A 21,078-nucleotide genomic window follows, 5' to 3' on the forward strand; every position below is an offset into this window, starting at 1 on the left:
CGATGCCGCGTCCCGACGCACGGCTCCCGCACCTGCCGCCGGACGGATTCCGGCTGCCGGACCGCTACTACGGCGGCATCTGCCCGTACGCCGACCGCACCCGCGCCGCGTACCGGCGGTGGTGCGCCGAGCTGACCCATCTCAGCGAGGACGACCGGGAGCGCTACGTACGCCAGAACATCTGCCGCTCGGCGTCCCTCTCCTTTCCGCACCCGGCGTCCTACGAGCGGGCGGTGGCCTGCAACCTGTCCTTCCTCTGGCTGACCGCGTTCGACGACTTCTACGGGCTGTACGATGCCACGGAACTCGCGGACCTCCGGGACCGCTGTGTGGACCTGCTGCAAGGGGCCCGTCCCCGGCCGGCGGACCCGCCGGTGTTCCGCAAGGTGGCCGAACTGCGGGCGATGTGCGCCCCGTTGATGCCGGAACGGTGGCTGGACCGCTATGCGGCCGCGATCGACGACTACTTCCGTAATGGGCTGGAGCCCGAAGCCGCCTTCCGCCGTGCACACCGGATGCCGACCGTGGCCGAGGCGTGGGAGTTCCGGCCCCACACCATCGGTATTTTCCCGAGCCTGCGCATGGTCGAGATGGAGCTCGACCTGCCGTTGCCTCCCGAGGTCACGGACCACCCGGTCGTCCGGCGCATCGAGAGCGCGCTGACGCGCATCGCGGTCTGGCACAACGACGCCTATTCCTATCGGAAGGAGACGGCCAGGCCCGAGGAGGTCGCGGACACCGTCAACCTCGTCCTGCTGCTCCAGCGCGAGGGCGGGAGCGAGGACGACGCCTGGGCGGAGCTGCGGCGCATCCACGACGCGGACGTCGCGGAGTTCACCGCCCTGGCCGACGACCTCCCCGACTTCGGCGCCCGGCAGGCGGACGTACGGAGGTACGTCGAGCACCTGGCACTGGTCGTGAGCGGGGTCGAGGTCTACTACCGGGACGCCCGGCGCTACACGGTCGGCGGGGACTGGGTGGACGAGTACGCGCTCCCGACCGGCTCGTGAGGGGGATCTGTGGCCCGGCACCCACGCACCATCCTCGTCGCACCCGGCCGGTGGGCGCTCCTCGGCCACACCCCGGCCTTGTGGCGCGACACGCTTGACTTCCTCCGGTCGCTGCCGGAGACCGGCCGGATCGTCCGTGTCGGCCTGGGCAGACTGCCCGTGCACTTCCTCACCTGCCCGGACCTTTCCACCAGATCCTGGTGACTGATGCCCACGAGGTCGACAAGGGCCGGATCTTCCAGCGGATACGTCCGCTCCTCGGCAACGGACTGCCCAACTCGGAGGGCGAGTTCCAGCGTCGGCAACGACGGCTGATCCAGCCGGTGTTCCACCCCGCCAGGATCGCCTCGTACGCCACCGTCATGGAACGGCACGCCCGTGCGCTGGCCGGCTCTTGGCACGCCGGCCAGGTCGTCGCGGTGGACCAGGCGATGAACGAGCTGGCCCTGACCACGGTCGTACGGACCATGTTCTCCCCGGGCCTCACCGCCACCACGGTCGAGTACTAGCCCGGGATCCCCTTCCGCCGGGCGAGGACCGTCAACCCTCCGGCCACGGCCACCAACGTCAGGACGACGCCGAACACGGTGGCGCCGGTCGGCAGTCCCGCCGCGTCGCTGAGGAATCCGGCGGCGACGGGCAGCGTGCCGGCGGGGACGTAACCCCCCACGTTCATCGCGGCGTTCGCCTCGGCGAGCCGCCGGGCGGGGACGCCCGCGTTCAGCAGGGAGAGTCCGCCGAGCTGGCCCATGCCCTGCCCGGCACCGGCCAGGACGGCAGCGGTGGCGAGGAGGGCGACCGAGGAGAGGTTCACGGCCGCGACGAGGGCCGTCATGGCCAGCGCCGTGCTGACGGCGCCGGCGAGCAGGACGGTGCCGAGCCTCAGCCGGCGGACGGCGAACTGGACGCCCGTGGCGGCGAGGAACATCACGAAGGCCATGGCGCCGGCGACGATCCGGTTGGTGGTGCCCAGCAGGCCGGAGAGCAGGGAGGGGCCGAGGGAGAGCACGAACGAGGTGGCCGTGATGCCCGGGGCGAAGACGGCGATGCCCAGTGCCAGGTCGCCGCCGCGGCCGCGCGGGACGCCCGGGACGCGGATCCACGACCCGCCGCTGCTGCCCGCGGGGCGGGGCAGCGGCATGCGCAGGATCACGGCGAGGGCGAGGAGCAGCAGGACGGCCTCGACGGCGAAGACGGCCGTGGTGGGCGCGGGCAGCGTCTCGGAGAGCACTCCGGCCAGCAGCGGGCCGAGGCCGGCGCCGAGGACCATCGCGCTGGAGGCCAACAGGGCGGCGAGGCGCTTGCGTTCGGGTCCCGCCACGTCCGAGACGGCGGCCATGCCGGCGGAGACGACGGCGCCGACGGCGATGCCGGTCAGGAGCCGGGCGGCCATCAGGGCCGTGACGGAGGAGGCGGTGGCGAAGATCCCGCAGGCGACCAGGCCGAGGGCGACGGCGGGAACGAGGACGGGCCGTCGGCCGATGCGGTCGGAGAGCACGCCCGAGACGAGGAGCGAGCCGATCAGTCCGGCGATGTAGAGGGCGAAGACGACGGTCAGCGTGCCGCGGGAGAATCCGATGTCCCGCTGCCACAGGACGTAAAGCGGCGTCGCGGCGTTGGACAGGACGAACACGGCCGTCACGGGCCAGGCGGCCAGCCACACCCACCACCGGGGCGCGGACGCCGGCGCGGCCTCCCTGGCGCTGGGGCGCGCTGGCGCGGGAGCGAGCTGAGTGTCCGTCATCGGGTCCCCCTTTGGCGTGGTGCGGTGCGTCGGGGCAGGCCGACGCACCGCCGGCGGCGCTCGGATGCGCCGCTGTACGAGTTGATTCGAACCTAGCACGTAGTACGATCGAACTCGTACAGCGTTGCGCGAACGGCCGACCGAGGAGCCCCGATGACCACCGCCCCCTTCCCCGTCCGTCCCGAACCCGCGGACCTCCCCGCCCCCCTGCCGGAGCCCGCCGTCGCGGAGCTGCGGCTGGAGGTGGTGCTCGGCGCGCTGAGCGACCCCCTGCGCATGGGCATCGTCCGCAAACTCCTCCTGGAGTCCGAGGCGTTCGACCACCCCTGCGGCTGGTTCGGCCTCGACCGCCCCAAGTCCTCGCTGACCCACCACTTCAAGGCGCTGCGCGAGGCCGGCGTCACCCGCCAGCGCCAGTACGGGCTGGAGCGCCGCAGCCACGTCCGCGTGGCCGACCTGGAGGCCCGCTTCCCGGGACTGCTCCGGCTCGTCGCGGACTGGACGCCGCCGGCCCCCTGAGGCGCCGGGACCTCGGTGACGACCCGCCTCCGCGGGATTCAGCCGACCCGGGACGCGACGAGATCGCCGCTACCGGGCGGCTGCCAACCGAGGACCGGAGCGAGCGCGTTGAGCGCGGCCGAGCCGGGAGTCAGACGGAGCATCAGGTCGCGCAGCGCGGCGGCGGGTGCCGGGCGGCATTGCGCGGCGACGCCGATCCAGTGGGAGCGACGGGCGATCAGCTGGGTGCGGGGGCGCCGGTGCCGGTCGTAGGCGGCCAGCGCGGACTCCACGTCGGGGTACGCGTCCAGGAGCGCGGCCAGCGTGACCGCGTCCTCCACGGCCTGGTTGGCCCCCTGGCCCAGGTTCGGGGTCATGGCGTGCGCGGCGTCGCCGAGCAGAGCGGCGCGCCCGGTGACGAAACCGGCCAGCGGCGGCAATTCATAGATGTCGTGGCGCATCACCGCTTCCTCGTCGGCGGCCGCCAGCAGCCGGGGAACCGGGTCATGCCAGTGTCCGAAGCGCCGTCGCATCTCGGCGAGTTCGCCGCCGGGGCTGCGCTGTCCTTCGGGGGCGTTGGCGACACAGAACAGGTAGGTGCGGCCGTCCGCGAGCGGGGCGATTCCCACCCGCTCGCCACGTCCCCAGGTCTCGCCTCCGGCCGACAGCCGTCCGGCGTCGACGACGGTACGCCACGCGGTGTACCCGGCGTACCGCGGCGCCGGAGCCTGCGGCCACAGCGAGCGGCGCACCGTGGAGTTGATGCCGTCGGCGGCCACCAGCAGGTCGGCCCGTGAGACGCCTTCGCCGTGCTCGACCTCGACCCGTCGGCCGCGGAGGCGGATCCCGGTGACCTCGGCGTCCGTGCGCAGCGCCCCCGCCGGGAGGGCCGTACGCAGGATGTCGATCAGCCGGGCGCGGTGAATCATCACCAACGGGCCGAACCGTCCGGCCAGTTCCCGGATGTCGGTCCGCGACAGCCAACGGCCGGACGTGTTCCGGATGCCCGCCCGGGTCTCCATCAGGGCCTGCTCGCGCACCCGGTCGCCCACGCCCAGCGCGTCCAGCGCGCGCACTCCGTTGGGCCACAGCGACAGCCCCGATCCCACCTCGCCGAAAGCGGCGGCCCGCTCCAGCACCTCCACCTGCCAGCCGCTCCGCGCCAGCGCGACGCCGGCGGCCAGACCGCCGATCCCTCCGCCGACCACGATCGCGGAGCGCTCCCCGGCGCCACCGGCATGTCCTGCCTTGCCCATCAGAACTCCCTCTACATCTGTAGTGGACACCGGCGACTCTACACTTGTAGAGCAAGAGGTCGAGACGAGGGAGAGAAGCAGTGGCCCAGACCACGCTCCGACGGCAGCAGCTGGCCGACGCGGCGATCAGCACCCTGGCCCGTTCCGGCATGCGCGGACTCACCCACCGCGCGGTCGACCAGGCCGCCGAAGTCCCGGTGGGCTCGTGCTCGTACTACTTCCGCACGCGCCGGGAGCTCCTGCAGGCCACCGTCGAGCGCCTGGCCGAACTGGACATCGCCGAGATCGACGAGCACCCCGCCCTCACCGGGCCCACGAGTATCACCCGGATCGCCGAGGCCGGCGCGGACCTCGTCGAGCACTGGACCACCGCCGGACGCGAGCGCATGCTCGCCCGCTACGAGCTGGCCCTGGAAGCACCCCGCCGACCGGAGCTCCGCGCCGCCCTGCACACCGCGGGCAGCCGCTTCCGCGCCGTGGCCGAGAACATGCTCGCCGCCGCGGGCGCCCCCGACCCCGCGGCACAGGCGAACACGCTCGTGGCCCTCCTGGACGGCATACTCTTCAACCAGCTGACCGCGGCGCCCGCACACCGGCTCACCCCCGAGCAGCTGCGCCCGACCCTCCTCGGCCTGATCCGCACCTGCACGGACCGCACCGTTCCCGGCCCCTGAACCGAGCGGCCGGCCACAGCCGCCCGGCCGCCGTCCCCTGGCCCCCGCGCCCGTCGCGATGCACCCTGAAACCACAGGGGGGACCACGCGAAAGGCGCCACCATGTCCTCCATCTCCCCCATCAGTCCCGACCCCGACCCCGATCGCCCGCCCGGTTCCGTGACCGGCGGCGGGGTTCCGCCGGGTGAGACGCCGCCCGGTGAGGACAGCACCGCGGGTGCGGGTCCGCTGGAGACCTACAACCCCACGCGCGGCTGGGCGGCGGCGCCGATCATCATCATCGGCGCCCTCGTCGTGATCTTCGCCGTGACGGTCATCATCTGGGCCGCGATCGTCTGAGCCGCCGGGAGCCCGGGCGCAGGCGACGGGTCGGCGTACGCCTGCGCCCGCTGTTCGTCACCGTCCGCGGGACGGTAGAGAGGCGACGCCGCGGTCGCGGGTGACGGGGGGGAGAGGTGCTGCACCGGCGGCGGGAGCCAACACCGGTTCGGGGCCGCGTCGTTCGGCGGCCCCGGTAGCGGGCCCAACCCATACGGGTGAACCGGATCCGGCCTTCGGGGCCGCCCGTGACGGCCCTCACGGAGCGTCGTTAGCCCAAGCGGCCGCAGGGCGGAGTACACGGGGTGGTGAGGTCGGGGCGGGAAGCCTCCTCCCGCCGCCCGCCGAAGCCCGGCTCCTCCCCGTCCCCAGCCGTCGCAGCGAAGGCCGAGAGACACCCGTGACCTCCACCTCCGAGAAGGCCCCGGCCCCCTCCCGCCCCTGTCCCCCAACTGCCGGTCCCGGACCGGGCAGTGGTCCGTGACGCGTTCGCGCACGCCTTCGCCGTCACCACCGCCGGGGCCGTCCTGCTCACCGCTGCGGGCACATGGTGGGCCCTGCGCCGGGCCGGGACGCCGCTCCCCCGCCACGCCGTCCCACCCCGAGAGGACCCTCCCATGCTGTGGCCCCTGCCCAAGTCCCCGACCGGGGACTGCGTCCCCCGGCAGTTCCCCGTCGCCGACGGCCCCGCCTTCGACGCGGAGGACGCCCGGCGGCTCGCGTCCGTCGTGACGCGCGCCCGGCACGCGCTCGTCGGCGCCCCGCCCCTCCCCACGACGGCGCATGACGGCCCGTCGGCGCGGCTCGTCGCCGGGAACTGCGCCTTCGCCCACTGCGCCCTCCTGCTCTTCCCGTCCCGACTCGGCGCGGCCATGGAGCACTTGACGCATCAGGGCCTGGTGCCGTCGGCGCCCGTGCCGAGCGTCGTCGTCAGGCGCCGGCTCGGCGACCGCTACGGCGTACCGGCCGCCGACTGCGACGTATGGATCACCCGGCTCCATCTGACGGCCGGGGACCGGGGCAACGCCCTGCCCGCGGTGGAGGTCTTCCTCTTCCCGCGCACGGCACCCGCCCTCGACCACCGGATCGTGGAGAGCGAGCGGCTGCGGCGCTTCGAGGACCACACGGCACTCCAAGTACACCGTCCGACACGGACGTTGATGGAGGAGTTGTTCGACGCGTGGTGCGGCGACGGCGGGCTGCTGTGGGAAGGCGGCGGGTACAGCCCGCACGAGGGGCAGGACGGCAGCACCGTGCTGTACTTCGTGCGCGACCGGGGGCCGGACCCGGCTCCCGCCGCCCTGGAGCGCTGGGAGCTCAACTGCCCGGGGGACTTCCGTACGTTCCTGGCGGACCGGCCGGTCGACACCGCGGCCGTGGCCCGCGCCTACGGCCGCTTCGGACAGTGAGAGCGGCGGCGCGAAGACCGGCGGCGCGAAACGGCGGTCAGCGCAGCAGGAGCGCCAGGGCACAGGCCGCGAGCACGCACGGAGGCTGGAAGCTGGCGCGGTTGAAGAGGCCCAGCGCGGTGGCGGCCGAGGGACGGCGCAGCAGGGCGACGCCGGGCACGAGGAGCAGGAACACGGCGCTGAGCGCCGCGCCCAGGACACCGAGCGGCCCGAAGGACGGCCGGGCGGCCACGGCGAGCGCGATGCCCGCGGCGGACGCGACGACGAGGCAGGCGAAGGCGGTCTGCGCGCTGCGTCGCGGGCCGTGGACCGTGGGCAGGGTCGTGATGCCGAGTTCGGCGTCCTCGTCTGCGTCGGCGAGGTCGTTGGGGATGTTGCGCCCGCCCATCTCCCAGGCGGCCATCCACAGCGCGAACAGCCCGAGCCGCACGGGGTCCGGATCGCCGGAGAAGGCGAACCAGCCGATGCAGGCGCCGAGGGTGACCAGCGCCCCGCTGACCAGGAACTTGTAGGAAGTGACCCGGGCGAGCAGACAGTAGACGACCTCCAGGGCGGCGCCCGCCAGGAAGAGCGCCACGCAGGCCCGTCCGAGGGTGGCGAACGCGGCGACGGCGACGGCGCCGAGGGCGACGGCCCAGACGACCCCGGCCGCGTAGGGGAGTTTGCCGTCGGCGAGCGGGTGCAGGCCGGCGCGTTCCAGGTCGAAGCCCTGCGCGGGTCCGGTCCGGGTACGCCGCAGCCGGTCGAGGGGGGCGTCGAGGAGGTCGTTGACGGCGAAGACCGCGAAGAACCCGGCGAGGACCGCCGCGGTGGCCAGGGCGAGGCGGGCCGGTGCGGGATGGTCGTCCGCGAGGAGCATCGCGATGACGGGCTGGGCGATGCTCAGCGTCGCCTGGGTGCCGCGGGACAGCCCGTACAGCGCCTTGGCCTGCTGGAGGACGAGGGTCATGGACGGTTCTCCGGGCCGGTTGCGGGGAGGGACGCCGGGGCGGGGACGCGGCCGGGGGGCAGCAACTCCCCGGCGCCGGCGTACTGGTGGGCGAAGTCGGTGCTGAAGGGACCGGTCTCCGCGAGGCGGCGGATGTGCTCCAGCTTCAGGCGCAGGTCGAAGCGGACGTCCCCAGCACCCGTCGTGCTCGTGTTGAGGAGGCCGAGGAGCCGGTCGGAGAACGCCTGGACGCGCCACACCTGCTCCAGGCGGCGCGCGCTGTAGCCGGCGAGGGGGGCGTCGTCGCCGTCGTGGTAGTGGCGGACGAGGGAGTCGGCGAGGTCGGCGGCGTCGGCGACGGCCGCGTTCATGCCCTTGGCCCCGGCGGGGGCCAGCAGGTGGGCGGCGTCGCCGGCGAGGAACACCCCGCCGTGGCACAGGCGTTGGCTGATGGTGCTGCGCATGCGCAGGACGCCGATGTCGGTGAGCCGGCCGATGTGCGGGAGGCCGCCGTGCGCGGTGCGGAGCCGGGCGTCCAGTTCCCTGCGCACGCGTTCGTCCGGCCAGCGCTCCGCGCCGTCCTCGGCGGGGATCTGTACGTAGCAGCGGGCCAACTGGGCGGTGCGCGGCATCATTCCGGCGAAGCCGCGTTCGTGCACGGCGTAGACGACTCCCTCGACGGGGCGGTCCACTTCCGCCAGGACGGTGAGCCAGTCGTACGGGTAGCGGTGCGAGAGGTCGTCGCGGACGGCGGCCGGCAGCGCGGCGCGCGTGACGCCGTGCTGTCCGTCGCAGCCGACGAGGTAGTCGGCCTCGACGACGAGCCCGGGGCACCGGAGGCGGGGCCGTCCGGCGGCGGGGGCGTGCACGGCCGTGACGGGACGGGCGAAGTGCGGTCGTCCGCCCGCCGTTTCGAGGGCGTCGATGAGGTCGCGGACGAGGAACTGCTGCGGATAGACCCAGTGCGCGGCGCCGCCGGCACGGGCGGCGTAGTCGACGCGCAGCCGTTCGCCCAGGCCGAGGAAGTCGCACCAGCCGTGCCGGACGCCGTGGGCGACGAGCCCGTCCGCGAGGCGGTGCGCGCGCAGGTACTCGACGACGCGGTGCTCCACCAGCCCGGCCCTGGCCCGCCGTTCGACGGCCTCGCGGGTCTGCCGCTCGACGATCTCGACGGATATGCCGGCCCGGAGGAGGACGCAGGCCAGCACGAGCCCGGCGGGACCGGCGCCGACGATCGCGACCTGCGTGCGGACGGTCCGCTGTGCGCGGGTCACGGAGCGGCGGCGAGGGAGGCGACGAGGTAGCCGGGGAGGCTGAAGCGGCAGCGCACCGAGACCGGCGTGGCGCACCGGGCCGCCATGGCTTCGACGGCCCGTGCGCTGTAGCACTTCCGCAGGCTGATCACGCCGTCGTGCGCCTGGGTCAGGCCGCCGGTGAGGACGAACAGCGGGGTGATCGCGAGAAATCCCGGGTTGCGCCAGCCGTCGATGATCAACAGCCGGCGCGCCACCCGGGTGCCCTCGGCCATCAGCTTCTGCACGAGGTCGGGTGTCAGGTGGTGCAGGGCCATGCAGAAGACGGCGACGTCCCAGGTGTTGTCGGGTGCGTCGATGTCCGTGGCGTCCACCACGCGCAGGTCCACGCGGGGGTCCGAGCCCAGCGGCCCGGCCCGGAGGACCTCGACGGATGCGGCGTTCACGTCGCTGACCGTCACCCGGGCCGTGGGGTGGTCGGCGAGCAGACGCTGCGTCATCCTGCCGCGTCCGGCGCCGAGTTCGAGGATCCGGGGCCGTTCGGCTCCGGCGGTCTCCGCCAGGGTGAGGCGGCTGCAGACGCGGTAGGCGCGGGTCATGAGCTGGAAGCGGTCCAGGCCGCGCAGCACCTTCCCCGTCTCGACGGTCCGCGCCGGCTGGTCGATGTACTCCGGCCGGTCCGTCTCGTACAGCCGGTCCCACCACGGCGCGTCGGGTCCTCCCCGCGGCATGTGCGCACCCACCTGCTCCGACTCCCTTCCCACGCGACGACGACGGGTCGCCCTGCCATGGGCCATGGGCAACCCGGCCATCTCAGCGTCGTGGACGGGGTGTTGGGCGGAGCTCCGGGGCGGTTCACCCGAATAGGTCCATGGCCGGCAGCGGCACGACGCCGATGAGGGGCGGCCGGTCAGCCCCTGACGTCGGCGATCTCCACCGGGCGCCCCGTGCGGCGCGAGAGTTCGCAGGCCTCGGCGACGTACAGGGCTTCCAGGGCCTCGGCCGGCGGGCACGGATTCTCCCGGTGGCCGGTGGCGACCTCGGTGAAGGCCGTGAGTTCGGCGACATAGGCGTCGTGGAAGCGTTCCATGAAGGTGGCGTACGGGGTGGCCCGGTGCCAGGACAGGTCCCGTTCCGCGGTCGGCATGGGGGCTCGGTCGTCGAGGCCGACGAAGCGGGCGCCCTCGGAGCCGCAGATCTCCAGGCGGACGTCGTGGCCGGCGCCGTTGTAGCGGGTGGCGGTGACGGTGGCGAGCACGTCGTCGTCGAGGCTCAGGAGGGCGGCGCAGGTGTCGACGTCGCCGCCCTCGGTGAAGAAGGGCGCGCCGCGGTTGGCGCCCTGGGCGTAGACGGAGACGATCTCGCGGCCGGTGAGCCAGCGCATGATGTCGAAGTCGTGGATGGAGCAGTCCCGGAAGAGGCCGCCGGAGGTGGGGATGAAGGCCGGGGGCGGGGGTGTGACGTCGCTCGTGCAGGCGCGCAGGGTGTGGATCCAGCCGAGTTCGCCGGCGCGGAGCGCGTCGCGGGCTGCGGTGTAGCCGGCGTCGAAGCGGCGCTGGAAGCCGATCTGGACGGGGACGGATCCGGCGGCGGCGCGTTCGACGACGCCGAGGGTGCCGGGGACGTCGAGGGCGACGGGCTTTTCGCAGAAGACCGGGACGCCGTGGTCGAGGGCCTGGTGGATGAGGGGGGCGTGGGCGCTGGTGGCGGCGGTGACGACGACGCCGTCGAGGCCGGCGGCGTACATCTCCTCGATGCCAGCGGCGGCGTCGAGGCCCAGTTTTCCGGCGAGTTGGGCGGCCCGTCCGGCGTCGAGGTCGGCGACGATCACGGTGTCGACGCCGGGGACGGCGGCGAGGGTCTCGGCGTGGAAGGCGCCGATGCGGCCGGTGCCGATGAGGCCGATCTTCATGGGGAGTTCTCTTTCGTGGCGGTGACGCGGTCGGCGGCCTTGCGCAGTTCGTGTTCCAGGTCCTCCAGCGCCATGCCCTTGGTCTCCGGGGCCCAGCGCTTGCAGAAGGCGAAGGACAGGACGCAGGCGACGGCGAAGAGCCAGAAGGTCACGCCGGCGCCGACCGCGTCCAGCAGGACGGGGAAGAGCAGGGCGACGGCGAAGTTGACCATCCACATGACGAACACGGCGGTGCCCATGGCCAGTCCGCGGACCTTCAGCGGGAACATCTCGGCGAGCAGCAGCCAGACCCCGGTGTTGAGGGTGGCCTGCATGAACGCCATGTAGAGGACCATCAGGGCGAGGACGAGGACGCTGACGGCGGTGGAGTGCGGGAGCCGGAAGGCGGCGCCGAGGGCGACGAGGGAGACGGCCATGCCGGCCAGGCCGCCCATGAGCATGGGGCGTCTGCCGAGCCGGTCGATGAGCGACATGCCGATGGCGGTGGCGACGACGGAGATCGCGCCGACGGCGATGGTGGCGGTGATGGCGGCGTTGGTGCCCAGGCCGGTGGATTCCAGGATCTTGGGCGCGAAGTAGATGACGGCGTTGACGCCGGTGATCTGCTGGACGACGGCGAGTCCGACGCCTATGAGGAGGATGCGGCGGATCCAGGGGGTGCGCAGTTCCTGCCAGGCGCCCCGGCGGGCGTCGGCCTCCAGCGCGCGGGCGTGGTCGATGCGTCCGAGCTCGGCCTCGACCTCGTCGGCGGGCAGGGTGCGGCGCAGGACATGCCCGGCGTCGTCCGTGCGCCCCTTGCTGATGTACCAGCGCGGGGTGTCGGGCAGGAAGAACATGCCGACGAAGAGCGCGACGGCGGGCAGGGCGGCGAGGCCCAGCATCCAGCGCCAGGCTTCCCAGCGGGCGAGGATCGCGTTGACGACGTAGGCGAGCAGCTGACCGCTCACGATCATCAGGGAGTTGAAGGAGACGAGCCGGCCGCGGATGTGCGGCGGGGCGATCTCCGAGAGGTACAGCGGGGTGATGACGGAGGCGCTGCCGACGGCCAGTCCGAGGACGAAGCGTGCGGCGACCATGACGGGGACAGTGGGTGCGACGGCCACGGCGACGGCGCCGCCGATGAAGACGGCGCCGGCCCACAGCAGGGCCTTCTTGCGGCCCAGGGTGTCGGCCATGCGGCCGCCGGCGAGGGAGCCGAAGGCGGCGCCGATCAGGAGGGCGCTGGTGATGACGCCCTCGCCGAGGGAGGAGAGGCCGAAGTGGTCCTCCATGAAGGGCAGGGCGCCGGAGACGACTCCGGTGTCGTAGCCGAAGAGGGCGCCGCCGATGGCCGCGACGGCGGCGATGGCGAGGATGAAGCGTTTGGCGTTGCGGGGGGCGGGAGTTGACGCGGCCGTGGTGGGCGGGCGGTCGGCGGACGACGGGTCGAGGGCGACGTTCATCGAGGGGGAGGTGCCTTTCGGGTCGTGCCTTTCGGAATCGTTGTGCTGCGCGTCCGGTTCAGCGGTAGAGGTCCGGCCGTTCGGCCAGTTCGACGGTGGCGCGGGCGCCGGTGGTCTGGGCGCGGACGCCCGCCGCGCAGGCGGCGGCCGCGGCGTAACCGTCCCAGCAGCCGGGTCCCTTGACCACGCCGCGGCGGGTGGCGTCCACCCAGCGCTGCACCTGCCGGTCGTAGGCGTCCGCGAAGCGCTCGACGTAGCCGGGCGGGATGGTGCCGCCCCAGCGGCCGTCGGCGTTGACGAGGAGGCCGTGGTCGTCGCCGGTGCGGGCGGTGCCCGTCTCGCCGACGGCCTCGCAGCCGACCTGGTAGCCGAAGCCGCAGTTCTGGAAGAGCTCGGTGTCGCAGATCTGTCCGTCCGCGGTCTCGAAGAGGACGAGCTGCGGGTCGCCCAGGCCCTCGGGGGCAGCGGAGGAGGGGGTGGGGCGCAGCACGTGGACGGCGGTGATCTCGGTGCCGAGGAGCCAGCGGGTGACGTCGATCTCGTGGACGACCGAGTCGTTGATGAGGTTCGCGTCGGTGAAGCCGGGTGGGGTGGCGGGGTTGCGGTGCTTGTGGTGGAGCATGAGGGTGCGGCCGTGGGCTCCGGAGTCGAGGAGCTGCTTGAGCCGGAGGTAGCCGGTGTCGTAGCGGCGCATGAAGCCGACCTGGACGAGGCGCCGGCCGAGCCGGGCCTCGGCCTCGACGACGCGCAGGGCGGATTCCGCGTCGGGGGTGAGGGGCTTCTCGCACAGGACGGGCAGGCCGCGGTCGAAGGCGGCCATGAGGGCGGCCTCGTGGGCGGCTCCGGGGGAGGCGATCAGGACGGCGTCGACGGCGGGGTCGGCCATGGCGGCGGCGGGGTCGGTGTAGGGCGTGCAGCCCTCGATGCCGTGGGCGGCGTGGGCGGCGCGGTCGGGGTCGATGTCGGCGACGGCGGCGACGCGGGCGCCGTTGGTGACGGTGTCGATGCGGCGGATGTGGTCGGCGCCCATGCGTCCGGTGCCGATGACGGCGATGCCGAGGGGTGTGTCGGTGCTCATGCGGGGGTGTCCGGTTCCTTGGTCGGTGACGGGGTGGGGGTGGTCAGGCGCCGCAGGAGCGCAGGAAGTTCCGGGTGCGTCGGGCGATGGGCAGGGGCCGGTCGGGCGGGCAGGGGTACATGTCCTGTTCGACGATGGCGAAGAGGTCGACGCCGAGGGCCTGGGCGGCTTCGAGGACGGGCGGCAACTCCGGTACGCCGAGCGGGGGTTCGCACATGACGCCCTGGCGGACGGCGGGACCGAAGGGGGTGCCCTTGGCGGTGACGTCGGCGAGGACCGCGGGGTCCACCTGCTTGAGGTGGAGGTAGCCGATGCGTTCGCCGTAGGTCTTGATGAGCTTGACGCTGTCGCCGCCGCAGTAGGCGTAATGCCCGGTGTCCAGGCAGAGGTTGACGAGGCCGGAGTCGGTGGAGTCGAGGAAGCGCCCGACGTGTTCCTCGGTGTCGATGTGGGTGTCGGCGTGCGGGTGGACGACGATGTCGAGCCCGAACTCCTCGCGGACGCGGCGGGCGAGGCGTTCGGTGCCGGTGGTGAGGTGCTTCCACTGCTCGTCGGTGAGTTCGCTCGGTTCGAGGAGCTCGGCGGTCTTGTCGTCGCGCCAGAAGGAGGGGATGACGACGAGGTGCCTGGCGCCCATGGCCCGGGTGAGGGTGGCGACCTCCGTGACGTGGGCCCAGGTCCTGTCCCAGACGGCGGGGCCGTGGTGGAGGGAGGTGAAGATCGTGCCGGCGGAGACCTTGAGGTCGCGGCGGGCGGTCTCGTCGCGGAGGACGGCGGGGTCGGTGGGCAGGTAGCCGTACGGGCCGAGTTCGATCCACTCGTAGCCGGCCCCGGAGACCTCGTCGAGGAAGCGCTGCCAGGGGACCTGCTGCTCGTCGTCGGGGAACCAGACCCCCCAGGAGTCGGGGGCCGAACCGACGCGGATGCGGTCCAATGCGGGCGGGGCGGCGGCGCTGGATGCGGACATGCTGCGGCTCTCCTCTCGCCGGTCGGCGGTGACCGGGAGGCGCTGATGGGTTGCGGGGCACAGCCTCCATGGCGGTCAAGTGAGTGTCAAGACTTCGTCCTGACATACGGACTTAAGGACTTTGCCACCGCGAGGACATGTGCGAGGACATGGCGAGGACACACAAGGGTCCGGTCGCCACTCCCGCGGCATCACGTCAATATGTAAGGACAAAGTATTGACAGGGCTTGATCCGCCCGGTTAGACCTGTGGTCGGAGCCAACGAGCCGCACCGGCCGAACCGGCCGAACCGGCCGAACCGGCCGAACCGGCCGAACCGGCCGAACCGAAAGGGCGCACATGACCGATCCGTACGACCTGATCACCATGGGCCGCATCGGAGTGGACATCTATCCGCTGCAGACCGGCGTGCCGCTGGACCGGGTGGAGACCTTCGGGAAGTTCCTGGGCGGCTCGGCCACCAACGTCGCGGTCGCCGCCGCCCGGCTCGGCCGCCGCACGGCCGTCATCAGCCGCACCGGCCGCGACCCGTTCGGCGACTACATCCACCGGGCGCTGCGCGAGTTCGGCGTCGACGACCGGTGGGTGACCCCCGTCGAGCAGTACCCGACGCCCGTCACCTTCTGCGAGATCTTCCCGCCGGACGACTTCCCGCTGTACTTCTACCGCCGCCCCAAGGCCCCCGACCTGGTCATCCGCCCCGAGGAGCTGGACCAGGAGGCCGTCCGGGCCGCCCGCGTCTTCTGGATGACCGGCACCGGCCTGTGCGAGGAGCCCAGCCGCTCCGCGACACTGGCCGCCCTGGAGGCCCGCGGCAAGGCCGGCACCACCGTCTTCGACCTGGACTGGCGGCCGATGTTCTGGGGCGGCGAGGGCGGCGCCTCCGGCGACGGCGGGGCCACCGGCCCCCGGGCCATGGCCGCGGCCCGGCCGTACTACGAGGCCGCGCTCGCCCACGCCACGGTCGCCGTCGGCAACGTCGACGAGGCCGAGGTCGCCACCGGGCTGCGCGACCCCGGGGACTGCGCGCGGGCCCTGCTCGACATGGGCGTCGAGCTGGCCGTCGTCAAACAGGGCCCCAAGGGCGTCCTGGCCGTGCACCGCGACGGCCGCGTCGCCGAGGTCCCGCCCACGCCCGTCGAGGTCGTCAACGGCCTGGGCGCCGGCGACGCCTTCGGCGGCTCGCTCTGCCACGGCCTGCTGGCCGGCTGGGACCTGGAGACGGTGATGCGGTACGCCAACGCCGCCGGCGCCATCGTCGCCTCCCGCCTGGCCTGTTCCTCCGCCATGCCCACGGCCGCCGAGGTCGAGGAGTTCCTCGCCCGGCACCCGGCGGAAACCCTCCGCTGACCCACGCACTTCGAGAAGGCGAGTCACCCCTTGACCACTCGGATCTCCGACATCCCGGCGCTGCGGGCCCGGCACCCCGAAGCCGTCGCGGAGGCCGCCGCCCGCCGCGCCCGCCGCCCCCTCGTCGGCGACAGCGGCCGGCTGATGATCGTCGCCGCCGACCACCCGGCCCGCGGCGCCCTCGCCGTCGGCGACCGCGCCCTCGCCATGGCCAACCGCGCCGACCTGCTGGAGCGGCTGTGCCTGGCGCTCTCCCGCCCCGGCGTGGACGGCGTCCTCGCGACCGCCGACATCCTGGAGGACCTGCTGCTCCTCGGCGCCCTGGAGAACAAGGTCGTCATGGGCTCGCTCAACCGCGGCGGCATCGCCGGGGCCTCCTTCGAGATGGACGACCGCTTCACCGGCCACCGCCCGCAGGACCTCGCCCGGCTCCGCTTCGACGCAGGCAAACTGCTGCTGCGCATCGACTACGACGACCCGGGCTCGGTGGAGACCCTGGAGTCCGCCGCCCGCGCCGTCGACGCGATGGCCGCGCTGCGGCTGCCCGTCTTCGTCGAGCCCTTCCTCTCCCGCCGCGTCGACGGCCGGGTCCGCAACGACCTGGGCGCCGAGGCCGTCACCACCTCCGTGGCCATCGCCTCCGGCCTCGGCGGCACCTCCGCGTACACCTGGCTGAAGCTGCCGGTCACCGAGGACCCCGACGACATGGCGCGCGTCTGCGAGACGTCCACACTGCCGACGGTGCTGCTCGGCGGGGAAGTCTCCCGGGACCAGGACAGGACGTACGAGAAGTGGCGCAAGGCCCTGCGCCTGCCGTCCGTGCAGGGGCTGGTCGCCGGCCGCTCGCTGCTCTACCCCGGCGACGGGGACGTGGCGAAGGCCGTGGACACCGCCGTCGGACTGCTGTGACATCCGGACTGCTGTGACATACGGAGAGACCATGAACTTCCGCGGGTTCCACCTCAGGGCGGGGCAGGCCGCCGACGGCCCCTACGCCCTGGACATCACTCCGGAGAAGGCCGGCTGGGGACACTCCTCCCTCCGCGTCCTCGAACTCCCGCCCGGCGGCGGGCACTCCTTCCCCACCGGGGACAGCGAATGGATCGTGCTGCCGCTCTCCGGCGGCTGCACGGTCACCACCGCCTCCGGCGAGACCTTCGAACTGGCCGGACGCAAGGGCGTGTTCGACGCCGTCACCGACTTCGCCTACGTACCGCGCGACGAGGAGGTCCGCGTCGAAAGCGCCGGGGGCGGCCGCTTCGCCCTCACCGGCGCCCGGTGCCGCAACCGCCTGCCCGCCCGCTACGGCCCCGCCTCCGGCGTCCCCGTCGAACTGCGCGGCGCCGGGTCCTGCTCCCGCCAGGTCAACAACTTCGCGGCGGCCGGCTCGTTCGCGTGCGACCGGCTCATCGCCGTCGAGGTGCTCACCCCGGGCGGCAACTGGTCCTCCTACCCGCCGCACAAGCACGACGAGTGCCGGCCCGGCGAGGAGAGCGAGCTGGAGGAGATCTACTACTTCGAGATCGCCGACGCCGCGGGCCGGCCGGGCCTCGGGTACCAGCGCGTCACCCCCTCCGGCCACGGCCGCGGCACCGATGTGCTCGCCGAGGTGCGCGGCGGCGACGCGGTGCTCATCCCCGACGGCTGGCACGGCCCGTCCATCGCCGCCCCCGGCCACGACATGTACTACCTCAACGTCATGGCGGGCCCCGGCGAGACCCGCGAGTGGCTCATCTGCGACCACCCCGACCACGGCTGGATCCGCTCCACCTGGCCGGACCAGCCCGTCGACCCCCGCCTTCCCCTGTACAACGCGCCCGCAGGAGACGCCCGATGACCGCTTCCGCGACCCGCCGCCTGACCGTCGCCCAGGCCCTGGTCGAGTTCCTCGCCCACCAGTACACCGAACGCGACGGGCAGCGGCGCCGCCTGATCAACGCCTGCTGGGGCATCTTCGGCCACGGCAACGTCGCCGGGATCGGGCAGGCCCTGCTGGAGTCGGGCCCCGGCGCGATGCCCTACCTCCAGGGCCGCAACGAGCAGGCCATGGTGCACGCCGCCGTCGGCTACGCCCGGCAGAACGACCGGCTCGCCGCCCAGGCCGTGACCACCTCGATCGGCCCGGGCGCCACCAACCTCGTCACCGGCGCCGCCCTCGCCACCGTCAACCGGCTGCCGGTGCTGCTCCTGCCCGGCGACGTCTTCGCCACCCGCCCCGCCGACCCCGTCCTCCAGCAGCTCGAAGTCCCTTGCGCCGGGGACGTGTCCGTCAACGACTGCCTGCGGCCGGTCTCCCGCTATTTCGACCGGATCACCCGCCCCGAGGCACTGATCCCCGCCGCCCTCCAGGCCATGCGCGTCCTCGCCGACCCGGTGGAGACCGGGGCCGTCACCCTCGCCCTGCCCCAGGACGTCCAGGCCGAGGCGTACGACTGGCCCGAGGAGTTCTTCGCCGACCGCGTCTGGCACGTCCGCCGCCCCTCCCCCGACGCCGACGCGCTCGCCGAGGCCGTACGCGCCGTACGCGCCGCCGAGCGCCCCCTGGTCGTCGCGGGCGGCGGCGTCCACCACAGCGAGGCCGAGGACGCCCTGCGCGCCCTCGCCGACGCGACCGGCATCCCCGTCGCCTCCACCCAGGCGGGCAAGGGCTCCCTGCGCCACGACCACCCGGCCGACATCGGCGGCATCGGCCACACCGGCACCGCCGTCGCCGACGACCTGGCGCGCACCGCCGATCTCGTCATCGGCGTCGGCACCCGCTACACTGACTTCACCACCGCCTCGTCAACCCTCTTCGCCCGCCCCGGGGTTCGCTTCCTCAACCTCAACATCGCCTCCTTCGACGGCCACAAACTGGGCGCCCTGCCGCTGGTCGCCGACGCCCGCGCCGGACTGGAGGCGCTGACCGCCTCCCTCGCCGGGCACCGGGTGGACGCGGCGTACGAGGCCGAGTACCGTGCGGGCAAGGCCCGTTGGGAAGAGCTCGTGGACGCGGCCTACGCGGTCGGCGACGACTCCGTACGGCCGTCCCAGACCCAGGTGCTCGGCGCGCTCGACGCGGTCGTCGGCGACGAGGACGTCGTCATCAACGCGGCCGGCTCGCTCCCCGGCGACCTGCACAAGCTGTGGCGGGCCCGGTCCCGGCGCCAGTACCACCTGGAGTACGGCTACTCCTGCATGGGTTACGAGATCCCCGCCGCCATCGGCGTACGGCTCGCCGCGCCCGACCGCCCGGTGTGGGCGCTGGTCGGCGACGGCACGTATCTGATGATGCCCACCGAGCTGGTCACCGCCGTCCAGGAGGGCGTCAACATCAACGTGGTGCTTGTGCAGAACCACGGCTACGCCTCCATCGGCGGGCTGTCCGCCGAGACGGGCGGCGAACGCTTCGGCACCGCCTACCGCTTCCGCGACAAGGACGGGACGTACACCGGTGCCCCGCTCCCGGTCGACCTCGCCGCCAACGCCGCCTCGCTCGGGATGACCGTCCTGCGGGCCTCCACCGTCGGCGAGTTGCGCGCGGCCCTGGCCGAGGCCCGTGCCTCGGACCGGCCCACCTGCGTGTACGTCGAGACCGACGCCGATGCCCCGGGGGCTCCCGGCGCCCAGGCGTGGTGGGACGTGCCGGTGGCCCAGACCGCCACCCGTCCGGCGGCCGTGGAGGCCCGCGCCGCCTATGAGCAACAGGCGGCCGCCCGCCGCCACCATCTCTGAACCCCCTCATCGGAAAGGCCCGCACGCACCATGCAGACGATCAACCACTGGATAGGCGGCAAGCCCGTCGAAGGCGTCTCCGGGAACCACGGCCCGGTGGTCAATCCCGCCACCGGAGTCCAGGAGAAGCAGGTCGCCCTCGCGTCCGCCGGGGACGTGGACGCGGCGGTGGCCGCCGCCCGGGACGCGTTCGCCGCCTGGGGCACCTCCTCCCTCGCCAAGCGCACCGGCGTCCTCTTCCGCTACCGGGAACTGGTGCACGCGCACCGCGAGGAGATCGCCCGGCTGATCACGGCCGAGCACGGCAAGGTGCACGCCGACGCGCTCGGCGAGGTCGCGCGCGGGCTGGAGATCGTCGAACTCGCCTGCGGCATCACGGAGAAGCTCAAGGGCGAGCTCTCCACCCAGGTCTCGACGCGCGTCGACGTCGCGGCGATCCGGCAGCCGCTGGGCGTCGTGGCCGGCATCACGCCCTTCAACTTCCCGGCCATGGTGCCGATGTGGATGTTCCCGCTCGCCGTCGCCTGCGGCAACACCTTCGTCCTCAAGCCCAGCGAGAAGGTGCCCTCCGCGGCGATGCGCCTCGCGGAGCTCGCGGCCGAGGCGGGGCTGCCGGACGGCGTGCTCAACGTCGTGCACGGCGACAAGACGGCCGTGGACCGGCTGCTGGAGCACCCGGACGTCGCGGCCGTCTCCTTCGTCGGCTCCACTCCCATCGCCCGGTACATCCACGCCACCGCCTCCGCCCACGGCAAGCGCGTCCAGGCGCTCGGCGGCGCCAAGAACCACATGCTCGTCCTGCCCGACGCCGACCTCGACCTGGCCGCCGACGCCGCCGTCAACGCCGCGTACGGCTCGGCGGGCGAGCGCTGCATGGCCGTCTCCGTGCTGGTGGCCGTCGGCGGGACCGCCGACCCGCTCATCGAGAAGATCAAGGAGCGCACGGCCGCGCTGCGCATCGGCCCCGGCGACGACCCGGCGTCCGAGATGGGCCCGCTGATCACCGCGGCCCACCGCGACAAGGTCGCCTCGTACGTGCACGGCGCCGCGGCACAGGGCGCCGAGGTCGTCCTCGACGGCACCGGTCACACCGTCGAGGGGTACGAGGGCGGCCACTGGATCGGCGTCTCGCTCCTCGACCGGGTCACCCCCGGGATGGACGCCTACCGCGACGAGATCTTCGGCCCGGTGCTGTGCGTGCTGCGCGCGGAGACGTACGAGGAGGGCCTGGCGCTCATCAACGCCTCGCCCTGGGGCAACGGGACGGCCGTCTTCACGCGGGACGGCGGCGCGGCCCGCCGCTTCCAACTGGAGGTGCAGGCCGGGATGGTGGGGGTGAACGTGCCGATCCCGGTGCCGGTGGGCTACCACTCCTTCGGCGGCTGGAAGGACTCGCTCTTCGGCGACCACCACATCTACGGCAACGACGGCGTCCACTTCTACACCCGCGGCAAGGTCGTCACGACCCGGTGGCCCGACCCGTCCGACCGGGGCGTGGACCTGGGCTTCCCCAGCAACCACTGAC

21 protein-coding genes are annotated in these 21,078 nt (G+C 73.4%); 12 read left to right on the plus strand and 9 right to left on the minus strand.

Annotation, left to right across the window (positions count from 1 at the left end):
• The first annotated feature begins 2 nt into the window (after window positions 1-2).
• Genes AB8735_RS02580 through AB8735_RS02590 form a run of 3 tightly spaced genes read left to right on the plus strand, consistent with a single transcriptional unit; the run spans window position 3 to window position 1,519 of the window.
• The gene (locus tag AB8735_RS02580) at window positions 3-1,010 is read left to right on the plus strand and encodes a hypothetical protein (protein WP_372404954.1); all 1,008 of its coding nucleotides are present in this window, start codon (window positions 3-5) and stop codon (window positions 1,008-1,010) included.
• A 9-nt stretch (window positions 1,011-1,019) separates the two neighbouring features.
• Window positions 1,020-1,214, plus strand: coding sequence for a hypothetical protein (locus AB8735_RS02585; RefSeq protein WP_372404956.1), 195 nt, complete (start codon window positions 1,020-1,022; stop codon window positions 1,212-1,214).
• Complete coding sequence (locus tag AB8735_RS02590) at window positions 1,211-1,519, plus strand: hypothetical protein (RefSeq protein ID WP_372404957.1); 309 nt, start codon at window positions 1,211-1,213, stop codon at window positions 1,517-1,519. The genes AB8735_RS02585 and AB8735_RS02590 overlap by 4 nt, the downstream gene beginning before the upstream one ends.
• Here AB8735_RS02590 and AB8735_RS02595 read toward each other — a convergent pair.
• A complete protein-coding gene (locus AB8735_RS02595; RefSeq protein WP_372404959.1) occupies window positions 1,516-2,754 on the minus strand; it encodes an MFS transporter in 1,239 nt (412 codons plus the stop codon). The two genes, AB8735_RS02590 and AB8735_RS02595, sit on opposite strands and share 4 nt — an antisense overlap.
• Window positions 2,755-2,907: 153 nt before the next feature.
• Here AB8735_RS02595 and AB8735_RS02600 point away from each other — a divergent pair, with 153 nt between their 5' ends.
• Window positions 2,908-3,273: an ArsR/SmtB family transcription factor gene (locus AB8735_RS02600; protein ID WP_372404961.1), complete on the plus strand. Its 366-nt coding sequence runs from the start codon at window positions 2,908-2,910 to the stop codon at window positions 3,271-3,273.
• A gap of 38 nt (window positions 3,274-3,311) precedes the next feature.
• Here the strand turns inward: AB8735_RS02600 and AB8735_RS02605 are convergent, their stop codons facing one another.
• Complete coding sequence (locus AB8735_RS02605) at window positions 3,312-4,508, minus strand: FAD-dependent monooxygenase (RefSeq protein WP_372404964.1); 1,197 nt, start codon at window positions 4,506-4,508, stop codon at window positions 3,312-3,314.
• Between the two features lie 80 nt (window positions 4,509-4,588).
• Here AB8735_RS02605 and AB8735_RS02610 point away from each other — a divergent pair, with 80 nt between their 5' ends.
• The 3 genes from AB8735_RS02610 to AB8735_RS02620 all read left to right on the plus strand — a co-directional run bounded on the left by AB8735_RS02610 (window position 4,589) and on the right by AB8735_RS02620 (window position 6,909).
• Window positions 4,589-5,182, plus strand: coding sequence for a TetR/AcrR family transcriptional regulator (locus tag AB8735_RS02610; RefSeq protein WP_372404966.1), 594 nt, complete (start codon window positions 4,589-4,591; stop codon window positions 5,180-5,182).
• A 102-nt stretch (window positions 5,183-5,284) separates the two neighbouring features.
• Window positions 5,285-5,521, plus strand: coding sequence for a DUF6480 family protein (locus AB8735_RS02615; protein ID WP_344026657.1), 237 nt, complete (start codon window positions 5,285-5,287; stop codon window positions 5,519-5,521).
• Window positions 5,522-5,973: 452 nt separating this feature from the next.
• Complete coding sequence (locus AB8735_RS02620) at window positions 5,974-6,909, plus strand: hypothetical protein (protein ID WP_372404969.1); 936 nt, start codon at window positions 5,974-5,976, stop codon at window positions 6,907-6,909.
• 37 nt (window positions 6,910-6,946) lie between these two features.
• Here AB8735_RS02620 and AB8735_RS02625 read toward each other — a convergent pair whose 3' ends face one another.
• The 7 genes from AB8735_RS02625 to AB8735_RS02655 form a co-directional block, all read right to left on the minus strand.
• Window positions 6,947-7,858: a UbiA family prenyltransferase gene (locus AB8735_RS02625; RefSeq protein WP_372404972.1), complete on the minus strand. Its 912-nt coding sequence runs from the start codon at window positions 7,856-7,858 to the stop codon at window positions 6,947-6,949.
• Window positions 7,855-9,111: a 4-hydroxybenzoate 3-monooxygenase gene (locus AB8735_RS02630; RefSeq protein WP_372404974.1), complete on the minus strand. Its 1,257-nt coding sequence runs from the start codon at window positions 9,109-9,111 to the stop codon at window positions 7,855-7,857. Before AB8735_RS02630 ends, AB8735_RS02625 begins: the two co-directional genes overlap by 4 nt.
• Complete coding sequence (locus AB8735_RS02635) at window positions 9,108-9,821, minus strand: class I SAM-dependent methyltransferase (RefSeq protein ID WP_372404977.1); 714 nt, start codon at window positions 9,819-9,821, stop codon at window positions 9,108-9,110. Before AB8735_RS02635 ends, AB8735_RS02630 begins: the two co-directional genes overlap by 4 nt.
• Before the next feature lie 179 nt (window positions 9,822-10,000).
• Window positions 10,001-11,002, minus strand: coding sequence for a Gfo/Idh/MocA family oxidoreductase (locus tag AB8735_RS02640; RefSeq protein WP_372404980.1), 1,002 nt, complete (start codon window positions 11,000-11,002; stop codon window positions 10,001-10,003).
• A complete protein-coding gene (locus AB8735_RS02645; protein ID WP_372404983.1) occupies window positions 10,999-12,444 on the minus strand; it encodes a sugar porter family MFS transporter in 1,446 nt (481 codons plus the stop codon). Before AB8735_RS02645 ends, AB8735_RS02640 begins: the two co-directional genes overlap by 4 nt.
• Before the next feature lie 58 nt (window positions 12,445-12,502).
• Window positions 12,503-13,522, minus strand: coding sequence for a Gfo/Idh/MocA family oxidoreductase (locus tag AB8735_RS02650; protein WP_344026669.1), 1,020 nt, complete (start codon window positions 13,520-13,522; stop codon window positions 12,503-12,505).
• A 43-nt stretch (window positions 13,523-13,565) separates the two neighbouring features.
• A complete protein-coding gene (locus AB8735_RS02655; protein WP_372404986.1) occupies window positions 13,566-14,489 on the minus strand; it encodes a sugar phosphate isomerase/epimerase family protein in 924 nt (307 codons plus the stop codon).
• A 339-nt stretch (window positions 14,490-14,828) separates the two neighbouring features.
• Here AB8735_RS02655 and iolC point away from each other — a divergent pair, with 339 nt between their 5' ends.
• The 5 genes from iolC to AB8735_RS02680 are packed head-to-tail and all read left to right on the plus strand — an operon-like array spanning window position 14,829 to window position 21,077.
• Complete coding sequence (gene iolC / locus AB8735_RS02660) at window positions 14,829-15,839, plus strand: 5-dehydro-2-deoxygluconokinase (protein WP_344026673.1); 1,011 nt, start codon at window positions 14,829-14,831, stop codon at window positions 15,837-15,839.
• Window positions 15,840-15,869: 30 nt separating this feature from the next.
• Window positions 15,870-16,748 (plus strand): deoxyribose-phosphate aldolase, encoded by an 879-nt coding sequence (locus tag AB8735_RS02665; protein WP_372404989.1) that lies wholly within the window; start codon window positions 15,870-15,872, stop codon window positions 16,746-16,748.
• Between the two features lie 31 nt (window positions 16,749-16,779).
• The gene (gene iolB / locus AB8735_RS02670) at window positions 16,780-17,676 is read left to right on the plus strand and encodes a 5-deoxy-glucuronate isomerase (protein ID WP_372404992.1); all 897 of its coding nucleotides are present in this window, start codon (window positions 16,780-16,782) and stop codon (window positions 17,674-17,676) included.
• On the plus strand, window positions 17,673-19,553 hold the full coding sequence (gene iolD, locus AB8735_RS02675) for a 3D-(3,5/4)-trihydroxycyclohexane-1,2-dione acylhydrolase (decyclizing) (protein WP_372404994.1): 1,881 nt from the start codon (window positions 17,673-17,675) through the stop codon (window positions 19,551-19,553). The genes iolB and iolD overlap by 4 nt, the downstream gene beginning before the upstream one ends.
• A gap of 30 nt (window positions 19,554-19,583) precedes the next feature.
• Window positions 19,584-21,077, plus strand: coding sequence for a CoA-acylating methylmalonate-semialdehyde dehydrogenase (locus tag AB8735_RS02680; protein WP_372404996.1), 1,494 nt, complete (start codon window positions 19,584-19,586; stop codon window positions 21,075-21,077).
• Window position 21,078 lies beyond the last annotated feature (1 nt).

This window comes from Streptomyces luteireticuli (genome assembly GCF_041519305.1).
Classification (GTDB): domain Bacteria; phylum Actinomycetota; class Actinomycetes; order Streptomycetales; family Streptomycetaceae; genus Streptomyces; species Streptomyces luteireticuli.